This window comes from Streptomyces sp. KL109B (assembly GCF_030766935.1).
Lineage (GTDB): Bacteria > Actinomycetota > Actinomycetes > Streptomycetales > Streptomycetaceae > Streptomyces.
In genome coordinates, this window is the sequence record NZ_JASERL010000004.1 from 17,220 (window position 1) to 31,658 (window position 14,439).

Here is a 14,439-nt window from a genome sequence, read left to right on the forward strand (position 1 = left end):
AATCAGCGTCAGGAGACGTCTCTCGCCCCACCGTCCCCACGGAGCCGCCTGATGAGACCCGCACGGACCGTCACCGCTCTGGTCACCCTCCTCGCCGCCGCGCTCACCCTCGCCCCCACCGCGAGCGCCTCCCCCGCCCCCGCCACGGCCACCTCCGTACGGGACGTCATCACCGACCCCGACGGCACCCGGCACACCCGCTACGACACCACGTACGGTCAACTCCCGGTGCTCGGCGGGGACTTCGTCGTCCACCGGGCCGCCGATGGCACGTACGAGGGCACGGATCGCGCGAGCTCCGCCGACGTCTCCGTACCGACCACCACGCCGCGCCTGTCCGCCCCCAAGGCCGCGGACCTCGCCGCGACGCTGCTGCGCGAGGCCAACCCCGGCACGCTGCTGAGCGGCCTCACGGCCAAGCCCCGCCTCGTCGTGGACGCGCTGCACGGCGCGCCCAAGCTGGCCTGGCGGACCACGGCCACCGCGAAGGACCAGCTCGGCAACCCGACGGCGCGCACGGTCCTCACGGACGCCACGACCGGCGCTCGTATCGACGCGTGGAACACCCTCGAAACGGCGAGTGCGAGTACGTCTACTGCGAGTACGTCGACGGGGGACGGCAAGTCCCTCTACTCCGGCACCGTCCCCCTCACCACCAGCCGCACCTCCTCCGGCGGCCACCAGCTCAGCGACCCCACCCGCGGCAACACCTACACCGGCGACGCCGGCAACAAGACCGACAGCTGCATCCTCGTCCTCTGCCTCGAACGGGCCCCGGCCAAGGTGTACACGGACGCCGACAACCACTGGGGCACCGGCAGGGCGGCCGACCGCTCGACCGCCGCCGTCGACGCCCAGTACGGCACGGACCAGACGTGGGACTACTACAAGGACGTGCACGGCCGGAACGGCATAGCGGACGACGGCAAGGGTTCGTACAACCGCGTCCACTACGGGAAGAAGTACAACAACGCCTTCTGGGACGACAACTGCTTCTGCATGACGTACGGGGACGGCGACGGCAAGACGCTCGGCCCGCTCGTCGCCCTCGACGTCACGGCCCACGAGATGTCCCACGGCGTCACCTCGTCGACCGCGGCCCTCACCTACTCCGGCGAGTCCGGCGGCCTCAACGAGGCGACCTCCGACATCTTCGGCACGCTGGTGGAGTTCCACGCGCGGGGCGCCTCCGACCCCGGCGACTGGCTCATCGGCGAGAAGATCGCCAGGCCCGGCCTGAAACAGAAGGCGCTGCGCTACATGGACAAGCCGAGCCGGGACGGCAAGTCGGCGAACTGCTGGGACCCGAACGTCGGCAGCCTCGACGTGCACTACTCGTCCGGCGTCGCGAACCACTTCGCGTACCTGCTCGCGGAGGGCAGCGGCGCGAAGACCATCGGCGGCGTCCGGCAGGACAGCCCCACGTGCAACGGCTCGCGCCTCACCGGCATCGGCAAGGCCGCGCTCGGCAAGATCTGGTACCGCGCGCTGACCGTCTACATGACGTCGTCGACGGACTACAAGGGCGCGCGCACGGCGACGCTGAAGGCGGCCAAGGACCTGTACGGGGCGGACGGCAAGGAGTACGCGGCGGTGGCGGCGGCCTGGTCGGCGGTGTCGGTGACCTGACCGCTGCCGGGGGTGTTGGCGAACCGACCGCCGCCGGGCGCCGGCCCTGTCACCCGGTCGCACGCCTCCTGGCGCCCTTCGGGTACTTTCCGCCGGACACGCCGGTGACCTGCTGGAACGTACCCGTCGAACCGTCAGGAACGCTGCTGGAACAGGGTCCCTGACGTCACATCAGGAGGCGCACGGCCGCGACTGGCACTTACCTCGTCCTTGCAGGGCGCGCTCGACGCCCGCGAAGGAGCTTGGACGATGCGCATGCGCAAGGGCATGGGTCGGCCGTTGTCGGCGACGGCGTTCACCATCGCGGTCGTCGCGGCCGCACTCGGCGTCGCCGCCGCGCCCGCGAGCGCCGCTCCGGGCGGCCTGGAGGTCTACCCGGCGACGGCCGCTCCGGGCGACCGGGTCACGGTGGACACCACCGCGTGCGGCGGCAGCGGTACGGCGGCGGGCGATGCCAGCGCGGTGGGCGCGGGCACGTTCACGCTGGCGCCGGACACGGGTGGCGCGGCCTCTCCGAACGCCACCGGACGCTTCCGCGTACCGGTGTCCGCGCAGCCGGGAACGTACGAGATCGTCGCGCGGTGCGGGAGCGGTACCGAGGTGACGGGTGACCTCATCGTCGCCCTGACCGGCGCCGGGACCGCCGCGACGCAACTCCCCAAGGGGCATGTGAACACGGGTGTCGGCGGCGCGCTCGACCCCGAGTCCACGCGGACCTCGGCGGGCGTGGGGGCGCTCGCGCTGGCGGCGGCGGGCGGCACGTGGCTGCTGCACCGCAGGGCGCGGGGCGACCGCTTCTGAGCCCTCGTCAGCGACGGACCGACCGCGAGAAGAGACCGCCCCTCCATGCCCAACCGCGTCAACGCCGCCATGGGCGCGGCCACCGCCCTGGCCCTCGCCGCCGGCGCCTGGCTGCTGTTCGGCGGAACCGGCGGCGCCCCGCCGCCGCAGCCGTCCGCCGCGCAGGCCGCCCGCGCGGACACCGATCGCGCCTCCGCCGCCGCGCCCCTGCCCCCGTCCCCGCCGGACCGCGTCCGCATCCCGTCGATCGAGGTCGACGCCCCGCTGATGGGCCTCGCCCTGACCCGCTCCGGCAGCCTCGACGTACCCCCGCCGTCCCGGAAGAATCTCGCGGGCTGGTACGAGGCGGGCACCAAGCCCGGTGAGCGGGGCACGGCGGTGGTCGCGGGCCACGTCGACAACGCGCACGGCCCGTCCGTCTTCTACTCCCTGGGCTCGCTGAAGCGCGGCGCCTCGATCGAGGTCGACCGGCGGGACGGTTCGGTGGCGGAGTTCACGGTGGACGCGGTCGAGGTGTACGACGCGAAGCACTTCCCCGACACGAAGGTGTACGGGGCCGCCCGCCGCCCGGAACTCCGGGTGATCACGTGCGGCGGGCCGTACTCACGCAAGACGGGTTACCAGGGGAACGTGGTGGTGTTCGCGCACCTGACGGGGAGCCGGTGACCTTCACTCGGCGAACAGTTCCCCGGCCGCCCGCGCATGCACGGCGCGCTCGGCCCACACCAACAACTGGTCGCCGTCCGTACACGCCAGAACGCGTTCACGGACGTCGTCGGGCACGGTGAGGCCGCGCCATTCCAGGATCCGCAGGGTCATCGCGGAGCGGATCGCGATCCGGCCTTCTTCGCGGCCCTCTTCGCGACCTTGTTCGCGACCTTGTTCGCGACCTTGTTCGCGACCTTCTTCGCGCAGGGCTTCGGCGACAGGATTCCGGAAGAAGTAGTTCTTCGTTGCCACCAGGTTCCTCCAGATTCCTGTCGCCTACTTGCTTGCCAGCGGGCAGCCCTCAGTCGGCGAACAGTTCGCCGGCCACCTCCACGTGCATGGCCCGTTCGGCCCACGCCGTCAACTGGTCCCTATCCGTGCACGCCAGCACGCGTTCACGGACGTCGTCGGGCACCGCGAGGCCTCGCCATTCCAGAATCCGCAAGGTCATCTCGGCCCGATCCGCGACCCGACCTTCCTCGCGCAAGCCCTCGGCGACAGGATTCCGGAAGAAGTAGTTCTTCGTTGCCATCAGGTTCCTCCAGATGTCTCTCGCCTGTTTGCTTGCCAGACCCGACTCCACGAACTGCGCGAACATCGCCGCGCTGTCGGCGTCGATGGTGTCCAGGGCCCGCGCGAGCATCTCCAGTATGGCAGCGCAGCGCTTGCCCCGGGCGTGGACGATCGCCGAGAAGACGGCGAGCGAAGGGTCCTCCATCGCCTGCTTCTCGTCCGTGATCAACGGGACGTTGTCGGGCCCCAGGACCAACGGTCGCACCACCGCCGTCGGGTACTGGGACAGGCCCAGGCGGATGGGCTGTGCGGCCCAACGCGCTGTCGCACGGCTCTGCGTCAGCACGAACAGCACGGGCTGCAATTGGTACTTCGCGTGCAAGTGGGCCACGTAGTAGGCCCAACTCGCGGGTTTCTTCTCGTCCTTCTTGCCCTGTGCCTCATAGGCGAACAGGAAGTTGCCCTCATCGGTGTCCACCCGCATCAAGGTGTCCACTCTTCGCTCGACCGGGTCGATCTCGGTGAGATCGGTATCGAGCACCGCGATGTCACGCGCTTCCGGGAACGGCACATGAAACAGGCGCTGGAAGTTGCGCACCATCATCGCCGTTTCCTTGCGGAAGAAGTGATGCATGGTTTCGTGCGGTGAGCTGACCATCGGCCCCCCTTTCTGGTTCGGACTCCCAAACGAGCTACGCGGCACCGAGGTCACACCACACGTACTTGCCGCGATCCGCGTCTCCGGTGCCGAGCGGGTACCAGCCCCACCCGTCCGCGCACGCCCGCACCAGCACCAGCCCCCGCCCCTCCTCCGCCGCCCACTCCCCCGCGCCCGGCGGATCGGGTGGCTCCGGGTCCGCGTCCCACGCGCCGATCCGCAACACCCCGCCCGCCCAGCGCAATCGCAGCGCCGCCGGGCCCTTCGTGTGTCGTACGGCGTTGCCGATCAGCTCCGCCGCGAGCAGCTCCGCGGTGTCCACTACGCGGATCAGGCCGTGGATCGTCAGGATCAGTCGCAGCGTGCGGCGGCAGACGGTCACGGCGCGGGGGTCGTTGGGGATGTGCAGGGAGTACTCCCACGGTTCATTTCCGGGCATGCGGCATCAACTCCGTTGCGGTGGGGGTGAGTTGGCGGATGGCGGGCGGTGGCATGCCGCGCCCGCCATGGCAGGGCGGAGCGGTGCGCTTCTGGTACCCCGGGTCGATCCGCAGGGTGTGCGACGCGTCACCGACAGTAAGGCCACAATTTGGGACCGCACAAGTCGGTACCGTAATCTTTCCCTCGAACGTGACGCCGCCACAGCCCAGTTGAGGCCGATGAGGGAGATATGGCACGCAGGAAAGCTCCCACAGCACGCCAGCAGCGCCTGGGTGCCGAGCTGCGGAAACTACGCGAAGCCGCAGGGCTCAAGGGGATCGCGGCGGCCGCACTGCTCGGCACCGACTCGGCCCAGATCAGCCAGATCGAGGCCGGGACCGCGGGCGTGAGCGAGGAGCGCGTACGACGCCTCGCCGCCCACTGCTCTTGCACGGACCAGGACTTGATCGACGCCCTCGCCGAGATGGCTGGCGACCGGACGCGCGGCTGGTGGGAGGAGTATCGCGGATCACTCCCCACGCCGTTCCTCGATCTCGCCGAGATGGAGCATCACGCTTCGTTCCTCCGGGAGGTCCAGTTCCTGTTCATCCCCGGCCCGCTCCAAACGGAGAGCTACGCCCGCGCCGTCTACGGCTTTCGAATTCCTGAACTCCCGCAAGAGGAACTTGAGTTGCGGGTACGTCACCGAATGCGGCGCAAGGTGATCCTCGAAGGCCCGGACCCTATCCAGTACGAGGCGGTAGTACACGAGGCGGCGCTGCGCATCATGGTCAACGACCGCGACGCGGCACGAGCCCAACTCGCCAGCCTCCTGGAACGCTCGGAGGCACGTCACATCAGCGTCCGCGTCATCCCCTTCGCCCTACAGGGGTTCGCGGGCTCCGCGAGCGCCATGACGCACGCGGGTGGTCCACTCCCCAGGCTGGACACCGTCGTGCGCGACGCGCCCCACGGCGCCGCCTTCATCGACTCCGAGGCCCAACTCAGCGCCTTTCGAACGCTCTTCCATAAGGTGGAGGGCATGTCGCTCGACCCGGACCGGTCGCGCGACCTCATCCACAGGATCACGAAAGAGCTGTGAGGCACCCCATGGCCACCCGCGACAACTGGTGGAAGTCGTCCTACTCGGGGCCCGGTGACGGCGACTCCTGCGTAGAGATCGCCGACTGCCACCCCCGCGTAGCGATACGCGACTCCAAGAACCCCGCCCACGGCACCCTGACCTTCCCCACCACCACCTTCGCCACCTTCCTCGATGCCCTCAAGTCCCCCGGGCGCACCGGCCGCTGACTACGCCACCCACTGCTCGTACGCCATCTTCACCACCAGCGCGCACACCACCGTCAGCAGCACCACCCGCACGAACCCCGCGCCCCGCTTGAGCGCGGTGTGGGCGCCCACCATGCCGCCTGCCAGGTTGAACACGGCCATCAGCGCCGCGAGTTGCCAGTAGACCTGGCCCTGCCAGGCGAACATGGCCAACGCCCCCGCGTTCGTGCAGCAGTTGACGATCTTCGCGGTGGCGGAGGCCGTGACCAGGTCGAGGTGGAGGATCGCGGTCAGGGCGAGGACGAGGAAGGTGCCGGTGCCGGGGCCGATGAGGCCGTCGTAGAAGCCGATGCCGAGGCCCGCGAAGCCGATCGCCGACCAGACGCGGCGGGGTGAAGCCGGGACGGCGGACGGTGCGGTGCCGAAGGCGGGGCGGAAGATGACGAAGGCGCCGACCGCGACCAGGACCACCATGACGACCGGTTTGAGGACCTCCGTGCTCATGCCCGTCGCGAGCAGCGCCCCACACGTCGACCCCGCCAGCGCCGCGAGGCCGATACGGGTCGCGAGGCGTACGTCGACCGGCGCCTTGCGGGCGTACGTGACGGCGGCGCCGGTCGTGCCGACGATGGCGACGGCCTTGTTCGTGCCGAGGGCGTGGCCCGCCGCGGCGGAGTTCGGCAGGCCGAGGAGGAGGGCGGGCAGGAGCAGCAGTCCGCCGCCGCCCACCACCGCGTCGACCCAGCCGGCGGCGAGCGCGGCGAGGCAGAGGACGACGACGGTGGTCAGGGATATGTCAGGCATGATCGGGACCTTACGTTCGGTCCCGATCGGGTCCTGGACAATTCCAGGGTTCGGACATTCCCTGGGCTCGGACGGGCCGGGCTACCCCTTCGGGAACGACACCACCACGCGGCGGTTCTTCTTGCGGTCCGCCTCCGTGTCGTTGGGCGCGACCGGGTTCCGCTCGCCGTAACCGCGCACGGTGTACGTGACGCCCGATCCGCCGAGTTCCGCGCGGACCGCTTGGGCGCGCTGCCGGGAGAGCGTCAGGCCGTGGGCGGCGGAGCCCAGGTTGTCGGTGTAGCCGGCGACCGTCACCTTGGTGGCGCCGCGCTCGCCGATCTCGTCGGCGACCTCCGTCAGACGCCGCTTCGCCGCCGCCGACAGCGTCGCGCTGTCCTTGCCGAAGAGCACCTCCGACTGCAGGGCGATGGTGACCGTCTTACGGGAGTCCTCGCGCCGTTCGGAGCCGTCCAGGTCCTCGACGGTGGTGGTGAGGTCGAGAATCTCGGGCGGGGCGAGGGTCGCTCCGGCCGGGAGTTTCAGGCCGGGGGCCTTCGGGTCGATGGTGGCGGCGGACGCGCCACCCGCCGCGGCGCAGGTCAGGGTCAGGGCGGTGGCGGTCGCGGCCGAGAGCAGGGCGGCGGCCCGCGTCGTCGCGCGGTGCGTACGCTTCATGTCCGGCCGCCTCAGCTCTGCGCCGAGGACAGCGCGACGGTGGCGGTGGGCAGCGTCGGGACCTGGAAGTCGACCTTGCCGACGGACTTCGGCGGGGCCGGGAACTGGGCGTAGAACTCGACGGTCGCGCCCTTCTTGATGCCCGTCGGGTACTTGGTGCACAGGCACTTGTGGCTGGTGTCCTTGAGCACCAGGTAGCGCTTCTTGTTCGTCTTGTCGACGAGGGAGGCGCCGGCCATGGACATCCCGTTGGCCTTGCGGAGGTCGAGCTCCATCGGGTTGCCGGTCCACGCGTGGTCGAGGAAGGTGCGGCCCGAGCCGTTCTTCACCTTGCCGCTGACCGTGACGAACCCGGCGTCGTCACGCACCGCCGAGTTCACGACGAGCTTCACGCCGTCGCCCTTGTCGACGGTCGCGAGGACCGTGTCGTCGTCCGCCGCGCTGTCGGCGGCCGCCACCTTGCCGTCGCCGGAGCCCGCTGAGCCCGCCGAGTTCCCGGATTCCGTGGAGCCCTCGGCGTCCTCGCCGGAACCGGAACCGGAGCCGCAGGCCCCCAGGAGCAGCACCAGCGCTCCGGTCGTCACTGCGGCCGCCGTGCGTGCGGCGAGGGGGCGTCTGGCGAACGTACGCAAAATGATCCACTCCTTGTCGTAGGGCCCCTCACTATGCATGCGCCGGGCCCGTCTCCCGGTCACGTTCGGACAACGGTCATGACGAATGCGTGACGAAGCGGGCCTCGACCGACCGCTCCGGAACGCTGTGTTCCGGGCCGCTGTGCTGCGGCACGGAGCGGTCGGGGGCCGGTGGCGCCGCCGGGTCGACGGTCGTCACGAGGCCGGCCGCGACCACGGCGCTGGCCGAGAGGAGCCCGGCGGCGAGTCTGCGGCGGGACTGGACGGTGGGGACGTGAGGGGCGCGGGTGAGTCTGCTGTGGCGGCCCATGGGTGTCGGTCTCCTGGGGTGATGATTGATACGAGGGGGGAAGTTCAGTACGTGAAGGACTCCGCGTAAATGCGGGTGTCCGGGACGCCCGCCCGCACCAGCGCCGCCGTCGCCGCCTCCGTCATCCCGGGCGGGCCGCACAAGTAGACGTCGTGGCCGGTGAGTTCGGGGACGAGGTCGCGCAGCGCCTGTGGGGCGAGGGGGTCGTAGGCCGCGTCGGAGGAGCCGAGGAGGTAGTGCAGGCACGCCCCGCGGGTGGCGGCGATGGACTCCAACTCCTCGCGCAGGACGAGCTGTTCGGCGTCGTGCGCGCGGTAGAGGAGTGTGATGTCGCCCGGTGCGCCGGGAAGTGTCTCGAACAGGGCGCGAAGTGGGGTGATGCCCACTCCCCCGGCCAGCAGCAGCACCTTGCGGCGCGTGCGGCGGTGCGCCGTGAGCGCGCCGAACGGGCCCGTGGCCACCACCCGTACGCCCGGCCGCAGCCTGCGCACCCGGCGCGTGTGGTCGCCGACCGCCTTCACCGTGATGCGCACGTGGTCGCCGTCGACCGGCGCCGACAGGGAGAACGGGAGCGCCGTGTGCCACAGGCGGCGCGACAGGAACCGCCAGCGGAAGAACTGGCCCGGTTCGGCGGGGAGTTGGTGGAGGTCCCGGCCGCGCATCAGGACCGAGACGACCCCCGGGCCCTCCGGCCGCACCTCGACCACGCGCAGCTCGTGCCGCAGCGCCTGCCGCACCGGCACGACCAGCCGGTACCAGACCAGCAGCACGGCGACGCCCGCGTGCAGCAGCGACCACAGGCCGAGCGCGACGGGCTGGGACGCGATGTCGGGGCCGGCGAGCTGGTGCGCGAAGGCCAGCGCGGCGCCGACGTACGTCAGCAGGTGAAGGCCGCGCCACGTGCCGTGGCCGACGCGGCGGCGCACCGCGCGGGCGCTGCTCACGCCGACCGCGGCGAACAAGGCGGTGCCGGCGGTCGCGGCGGCGAGCCCCGGGTAGCCGAGCAGTTCGGCGACCGTGGTGACCAGGTCGGTTCCGGAGTGCGCCGCGTATCCGCACAGGGCGAGCACAACGTGGGCGGCGCAGAGGGTGAGGACGTGGCGGCCGCCGCGCGCGTGGTGGCGGGCGAGCCGGTCGGCGCCGATGCCGTGCTCGACGGCGGGCACCCGGGCCATGAGGAAGAGCATGACCAGCACCCCGTACCCGGCGAGCAGTCCGGTGAGGTGGGCGCCGGTCGTGAACAGCGCGTCGATCCGCGCCGACGGGCGGACCTGCGCCAGCCACAGCGCGGTCACGAGCAGCGCCCCGGCCCTGATCCCGGCCCGCAGCCGGTACGGGGTGAGCCGGGCGGGGGCGGCGGGCCGCACGCGCGGCGCACGGCGGGGGCGCGGCGGGATCCGCGGCGCCCTGCGGGCGGGTTCGGTCTGTCTGCGGTACGCCGACAGGGCGGGGTAGTGGGCGAGTTCTTGGTCGACGGCCTCGATGGTCACGACCGGCACACTAGGGGCAGCGGACCCGCGATTTGGGCTGGTCAGCGCCGTACGGCCGTTCTTTAAGGCGCCCTTGAGGAAGCGCTGAAGACGGGTTAAGCGAGCCACTCAGAGACGCCCTCCGGACACCCTCCCGGGCACGCTCCGGACCCGGCCCGCCGCCCCCGCCCACGCCCGCCCACACCGAACCCTCACAACCGCCCACCGCCCCCGCTGAGCGCAGCGTTCCCCTCAAGAAACGGACGGGACGCCACGCAGAAACACCCGCACCGCACTCTTCGATGCATGACCGCACCGTACGAGCACGACGACACGACAGCCGCCGACCCCGGCCGCGTCGTCGTCATCGGCACCGGCCTCGCCGGCACCCGCCTCGCCCAGCGCCTGGGCGAGCGCGCGACGCTGATCGGCGAGGAGACGCACGCCCCGTACAACCGGGTGCTGCTCGCCGAGGTGCTGGCCGGTACGTACGCGCCCGACGTCATCGAACTGCCCCGCGCCGCCGGGCGGCACCTGCGCACCCGCGCCGTCCGCATCGACCGCGAGCGGCGGCTCGTGCAGTGCGAGAACGGCGACGAGGTCGGCTACGACACCCTCGTCCTCGCCACCGGCTCGAACCCGGTGCTGCCGCCGCTGCGCGGCCTTTTCGCGCCCGGCGCCACCGAACTTCCCGGCGGCGTCCACGCGTTCCGCACGATGGACGACTGCCTCGCCCTGTCCGGCGCGGTCACCGAAGGCACCCGCGCCGTCGTCATCGGCGGCGGCCTCCTCGGCGTCTCCGCCGCCCGCGCGCTCGCCCGGCGCGGCGCCCAGGTCGTCCTCACCCAGCAGTCCGAGCGGCTGATGGAGCGCCAGCTCGACCCGGCCTCCTCCGAACTCGTCCGCCGCCACCTCACCGACCTCGGCGTCGAGATCCACACCGAGTGCCGGGTGCGCGGCGTCGGCGTCGTCGACGGACACGTACGCCGCGTCGAACTGCACGACGGGTACGTGCTCGGCACCGACGTCACCGTGCTCGCCTGCGGCGTCCGGCCGCGCGTCGGGCTCGCGCAGGCCGCCGGGCTCACCGTCCGCAAGGGCGTCGTCGTCGACGACGCGCTGCGCACCGGCGACCCCCGTATCCACGCGATCGGCGACTGCGCGCAGCACGCCGGCACGGTGTACGGCCTCGCGACCCCGGCGCTCGAACAGGCCGACGCGCTCGCCGACGTACTGACCGGGGCCGCGGCCACCGCCGCGTACACCGGCACCCGCACCCTCACCCGGCTCACCCTCCCGCACGAGGCCGGACCGCTGGACCTCGCCGCCTTCGGCGAGACCGAGGCGCTGCCCGGCGACGACGTCGTGCAGCTCGCCGACGCCACCCGCGGCACGTACCGGAAGGTCGTCGTGCGCGGCGACCGTCTTGTCGGCGGGGTGCTTGTCGGCGAGCTGGCCACGGTCGGCGCGCTCGCGCACGCCTGGGAGTCGAACGAATCACTGCCCGCCGACGACGCTGTCGGCGCGCCTCTGCTGCACCTGCTCACCCACGACGGAGGCCTCTGACATGGCGACCGACAACATGGCGACCGACACAGCGACCTTCACCACCGACAAGGCGCTGCCCACCCTCGTACTCGTCGGCCACGGCATGGTCGGGCAGCGCTTCCTGGAGGCCGCCGCCGAGCGCGGGCTCACCGAGACGCACCGCGTGGTCGTCCTGTGCGAGGAGCCGCGCCCCGCCTACGACCGCGTGCACCTCACCTCGTACTTCTCGGGCACCACCCCCGAGGAACTGTCCATGACGGACCCGGAGTTCATCGAGAAGCACGGCATCGAGCTGTACGTCGGTGATCCCGCCGTGGTCGTCGACCGCGAGGCCCGCGTCGTGCACGCCCGCTCGGGCCTGAAGGTGCCGTACGACACGCTTGTCCTCGCCACCGGCTCGTACCCCTTCGTCCCGCCGGTCCCCGGCAAGGACGCCACCGGCTGCTTCGTGTACCGGACCATCGAGGACCTGTACGCGATCGAGGAGTACGCCAAGAACAACGCGACCGTCGGCGCGGTGGTGGGCGGCGGCCTGCTCGGCCTCGAAGCGGCGGGCGCGCTCCAGGGCCTCGGACTCGCCACGCACATCGTCGAGTTCGCGCCCCGCCTGATGCCGGTGCAGGTCGACGACGGCGGCGGCGCGGCCCTCCTGAAGACCATCACGGACATGGGCCTCGACGTGCACACGGGCGTCGGCACCCAGGAGATCGTCGCCGACGAGCCGACCGGCGCCGTACGCGGTATGAAGCTGTCCGACGGTTCCGAACTCGCCACCGACCTCGTCGTCTTCTCCGCCGGTGTCCGCCCCCGCGACCAGCTCGCCCGCGACATGGGCCTCACGGTCGGCGAGCGCGGCGGCATCAGCGTCGACGAGCGGTGCCGCACCAGCGACCCCGACATCTTCGCGATCGGCGAGTGCGCGCTCGCCGCGGACGGCCGGGTGTACGGGCTCGTGGCCCCCGGTTACGAGATGGCGCTCACGGTCGCCGAGACGATGGCCCAGGGCGACGCGTCCTTCACCGGCGCCGACCTCTCCACCAAGCTGAAGCTGCTCGGCGTCGACGTCGCCTCGTTCGGCGACGCGCACGGCGCCACCGACGGCTGCCTCGACGTCGTCTACTCGGACTCGCGCTCGGGCACGTACAAGAAGCTCGTCGTCGGTTCCGAGGGCGAGCTGCTCGGCGGCATCCTCGTCGGCGACGCGGAGGCGTACGGGACGCTGCGCGCGCTCACCGGTTCGGTGCCGCCCGTCGCGCCCGAGTCCCTGGTGCTCCCGGCGGGCGCGGGCGCCCCGGCCCAGCTGGGTCCGGAGGCGCTGCCCGCGGACGCCGTGGTCTGCTCCTGCCACAACGTCACGAAGGGCGAGATCTGCGAGCACACCTCGCTGCCCGAGGTGAAGAAGTGCACCAAGGCCGGTACCGGCTGCGGGAGTTGCGTCAAGCTCATCGGGCAGCTGCTGCCGAAGTCCGGTGACGACGGGCTGTGCGGCTGCTTCAAGCACACCCGCTCGGAGCTGTACGAGATCGTCCGCGTCAAGCGGATCACGACGTATGCCGAACTCCTCGACGGACACGGTCGCGAGGCCGCGCGCGGCGGCGAGGGCTGCGAGATCTGCAAGCCGACCGTCGGCTCGATCATCGCCTCGCTCGCCCCGTCGATCGGCGCCGACGGCTATGTCCTCGACGGCGAGCAGGCCGCCCTCCAGGACACCAACGACCACTTCCTCGCCAACCTCCAGAAGAACGGCTCGTACTCGATCGTGCCGCGCATCCCGGGCGGCGAGATCACCCCGGAGAAGCTGCTCGTGATCGGCGAGGTGGCCCGCGACTACGGCCTCTACACGAAGATCACGGGCGCGCAGCGCATCGACATGTTCGGCGCGCGTGTCGACCAACTGCCCATGATCTGGGCCCGGTTGGTCGACGCCGGCTTCGAGTCCGGGCACGCGTACGGCAAGTCGCTGCGCACCGTGAAGTCGTGCGTCGGGCAGACCTGGTGTCGTTACGGGGTCCAGGACTCGGTGAAGATGGCGATCGACCTGGAGCTGCGCTACCGGGGCCTGCGGGCACCCCACAAGCTGAAGTCGGGGGTCTCCGGGTGCGCCCGCGAGTGCGCGGAGGCCCAGTCGAAGGACTTCGGCGTCATCGCCACGGCCAACGGCTGGAACCTGTACGTGGGTGGCAACGGCGGCATGACCCCGCGCCACGCCGACCTCCTCGCCCAGGACCTGAGCGACGCCGAACTGATCCGGCTCATCGACCGGTTCCTGATGTTCTACATCCGCACCGCCGACCGCCTGGAGCGCACGGCGGCCTGGCTGGAGAGGATCGAGGGCGGGCTCGACCACGTGCGGGACGTCGTCGTGCACGACTCGCTCGGCATCTGCGACGAGTTGGAGGCCCTGATGCGGGCGCACGTCGCGCACTACCGCGACGAGTGGGCCGAGACCATCCACGACCCGGAGCGCCTCGCCCGCTTCGTCTCCTTCGTGAACGCCCCCGACACCCCGGACCCCACGGTCCGCTTCACGCCCGAGCGCGACCAGATCAAGCCCGAGCTGCCGCTGATCCCCCTCACCTCCGTGGAAGGACTCGTTGCCCGATGACCATCGCCCCTGAACTGACGACCACCACACCCATGGTCCGACTCGACGTGGACGGCGCTCCGTTGGCCGTGTGCGAGCCGTCCCGCCTGAAGGCCGGGCGCGGGGTCGCCGTCCTGCTGCCGGACGGCCGCCAGGCCGCCGTCTTCATGGACCGCGCGGGCCGCGTCTTCGCGATCGACAACACCGACCCGTTCACCGGCGCGTCCGTGCTCTCGCGCGGGCTGCTGGGCTCGGCGGAGGGCCGCCCGTTCGTGGCGTCGCCTCTGCTGAAGCAGCGCTTCGACCTGGAGACGGGGCGGTGCCTGGACGACGACGGGGTCAGCGTCCGTACGTACGCGGTGAGTTGACCCTCGCAGCCCCACACCCCCGCAGCCCCACACCCCCGCAGTGACATC

Annotated in this window: 16 protein-coding genes; 8 read left to right on the forward strand and 8 right to left on the reverse strand. The window is 71.5% G+C overall.

The features are described 5' to 3' along the window. Nucleotides 1-51 precede the first annotated feature (51 nt). The 3 genes from RBJ65_RS14760 (at nt 52) to RBJ65_RS14770 (ending at nt 3,096) form a co-directional block, all read left to right on the forward strand. Nucleotides 52-1,629 (forward strand): M4 family metallopeptidase, encoded by a 1,578-nt coding sequence (locus RBJ65_RS14760; protein ID WP_306321752.1) that lies wholly within the window; start codon nt 52-54, stop codon nt 1,627-1,629. 255 nt (nt 1,630-1,884) lie between these two features. Beyond that, nucleotides 1,885-2,430, forward strand: coding sequence for a hypothetical protein (locus RBJ65_RS14765; RefSeq protein WP_306321780.1), 546 nt, complete (start codon nt 1,885-1,887; stop codon nt 2,428-2,430). Nucleotides 2,431-2,475: 45 nt separating this feature from the next. After that, nucleotides 2,476-3,096, forward strand: a complete 621-nt coding sequence (locus tag RBJ65_RS14770) for a class F sortase (RefSeq protein ID WP_306321751.1) — start codon at nt 2,476-2,478, stop codon at nt 3,094-3,096. Nucleotides 3,097-3,099: 3 nt separating this feature from the next. Here the strand turns inward: RBJ65_RS14770 and RBJ65_RS14775 are convergent, their stop codons facing one another. Genes RBJ65_RS14775 through RBJ65_RS14785 form a run of 3 tightly spaced genes read right to left on the reverse strand, consistent with a single transcriptional unit; the run spans nt 3,100 to nt 4,748 of the window. Next, on the reverse strand, nt 3,100-3,390 hold the full coding sequence (locus RBJ65_RS14775) for a hypothetical protein (RefSeq protein ID WP_306321750.1): 291 nt from the start codon (nt 3,388-3,390) through the stop codon (nt 3,100-3,102). Nucleotides 3,391-3,439: 49 nt separating this feature from the next. Further along, nucleotides 3,440-4,309, reverse strand: coding sequence for a hypothetical protein (locus RBJ65_RS14780; protein WP_306321749.1), 870 nt, complete (start codon nt 4,307-4,309; stop codon nt 3,440-3,442). A gap of 34 nt (nt 4,310-4,343) precedes the next feature. After that, nucleotides 4,344-4,748, reverse strand: coding sequence for an ATP-binding protein (locus RBJ65_RS14785; RefSeq protein WP_306321748.1), 405 nt, complete (start codon nt 4,746-4,748; stop codon nt 4,344-4,346). Between the two features lie 231 nt (nt 4,749-4,979). Between RBJ65_RS14785 and RBJ65_RS14790 the strand changes: the two genes are divergently transcribed. Together RBJ65_RS14790 and RBJ65_RS14795 are read left to right on the forward strand one after the other, a co-directional pair. Beyond that, on the forward strand, nt 4,980-5,831 hold the full coding sequence (locus RBJ65_RS14790; protein WP_306321747.1) for a helix-turn-helix transcriptional regulator: 852 nt from the start codon (nt 4,980-4,982) through the stop codon (nt 5,829-5,831). Nucleotides 5,832-5,839: 8 nt separating this feature from the next. Further along, nucleotides 5,840-6,040, forward strand: a complete 201-nt coding sequence (locus tag RBJ65_RS14795; protein WP_306321746.1) for a DUF397 domain-containing protein — start codon at nt 5,840-5,842, stop codon at nt 6,038-6,040. On the opposite strand, the gene RBJ65_RS14800 is transcribed toward RBJ65_RS14795, so the two are convergent. The 5 genes from RBJ65_RS14800 to RBJ65_RS14820 all read right to left on the reverse strand — a co-directional run bounded on the left by RBJ65_RS14800 (nt 6,041) and on the right by RBJ65_RS14820 (nt 9,921). Then, nucleotides 6,041-6,823 carry a sulfite exporter TauE/SafE family protein gene (locus RBJ65_RS14800; protein WP_306321745.1) on the reverse strand — a complete coding sequence of 261 codons (783 nt, stop codon included), beginning with the start codon at nt 6,821-6,823 and terminating at the stop codon, nt 6,041-6,043. 81 nt (nt 6,824-6,904) lie between these two features. Next, a complete protein-coding gene (locus RBJ65_RS14805; protein ID WP_306321744.1) occupies nt 6,905-7,480 on the reverse strand; it encodes an OmpA family protein in 576 nt (191 codons plus the stop codon). Nucleotides 7,481-7,491: 11 nt separating this feature from the next. Further along, nucleotides 7,492-8,151 carry a hypothetical protein gene (locus RBJ65_RS14810; protein WP_306321743.1) on the reverse strand — a complete coding sequence of 220 codons (660 nt, stop codon included), beginning with the start codon at nt 8,149-8,151 and terminating at the stop codon, nt 7,492-7,494. Between the two features lie 37 nt (nt 8,152-8,188). Further along, a complete protein-coding gene (locus tag RBJ65_RS14815) occupies nt 8,189-8,422 on the reverse strand; it encodes a hypothetical protein (protein ID WP_306321742.1) in 234 nt (77 codons plus the stop codon). Nucleotides 8,423-8,466: 44 nt separating this feature from the next. Then, nucleotides 8,467-9,921, reverse strand: a complete 1,455-nt coding sequence (locus tag RBJ65_RS14820; RefSeq protein WP_372341378.1) for a ferric reductase-like transmembrane domain-containing protein — start codon at nt 9,919-9,921, stop codon at nt 8,467-8,469. A 276-nt stretch (nt 9,922-10,197) separates the two neighbouring features. On the opposite strand from RBJ65_RS14820, the gene RBJ65_RS14825 reads away from it, so the two are divergent. Genes RBJ65_RS14825 through nirD form a run of 3 tightly spaced genes read left to right on the forward strand, consistent with a single transcriptional unit; the run spans nt 10,198 to nt 14,391 of the window. After that, nucleotides 10,198-11,457 (forward strand): NAD(P)/FAD-dependent oxidoreductase, encoded by a 1,260-nt coding sequence (locus RBJ65_RS14825; protein WP_306321740.1) that lies wholly within the window; start codon nt 10,198-10,200, stop codon nt 11,455-11,457. A 1-nt stretch (nt 11,458) separates the two neighbouring features. Continuing rightward, the gene (nirB, locus tag RBJ65_RS14830; RefSeq protein WP_306321739.1) at nt 11,459-14,044 is read left to right on the forward strand and encodes a nitrite reductase large subunit NirB; all 2,586 of its coding nucleotides are present in this window, start codon (nt 11,459-11,461) and stop codon (nt 14,042-14,044) included. Continuing rightward, entirely contained in the window at nt 14,041-14,391 is a 351-nt protein-coding gene (gene nirD / locus RBJ65_RS14835; RefSeq protein WP_306321738.1) for a nitrite reductase small subunit NirD, read from the forward strand. Before nirB ends, nirD begins: the two co-directional genes overlap by 4 nt. Nucleotides 14,392-14,439: the final 48 nt, after the last annotated feature.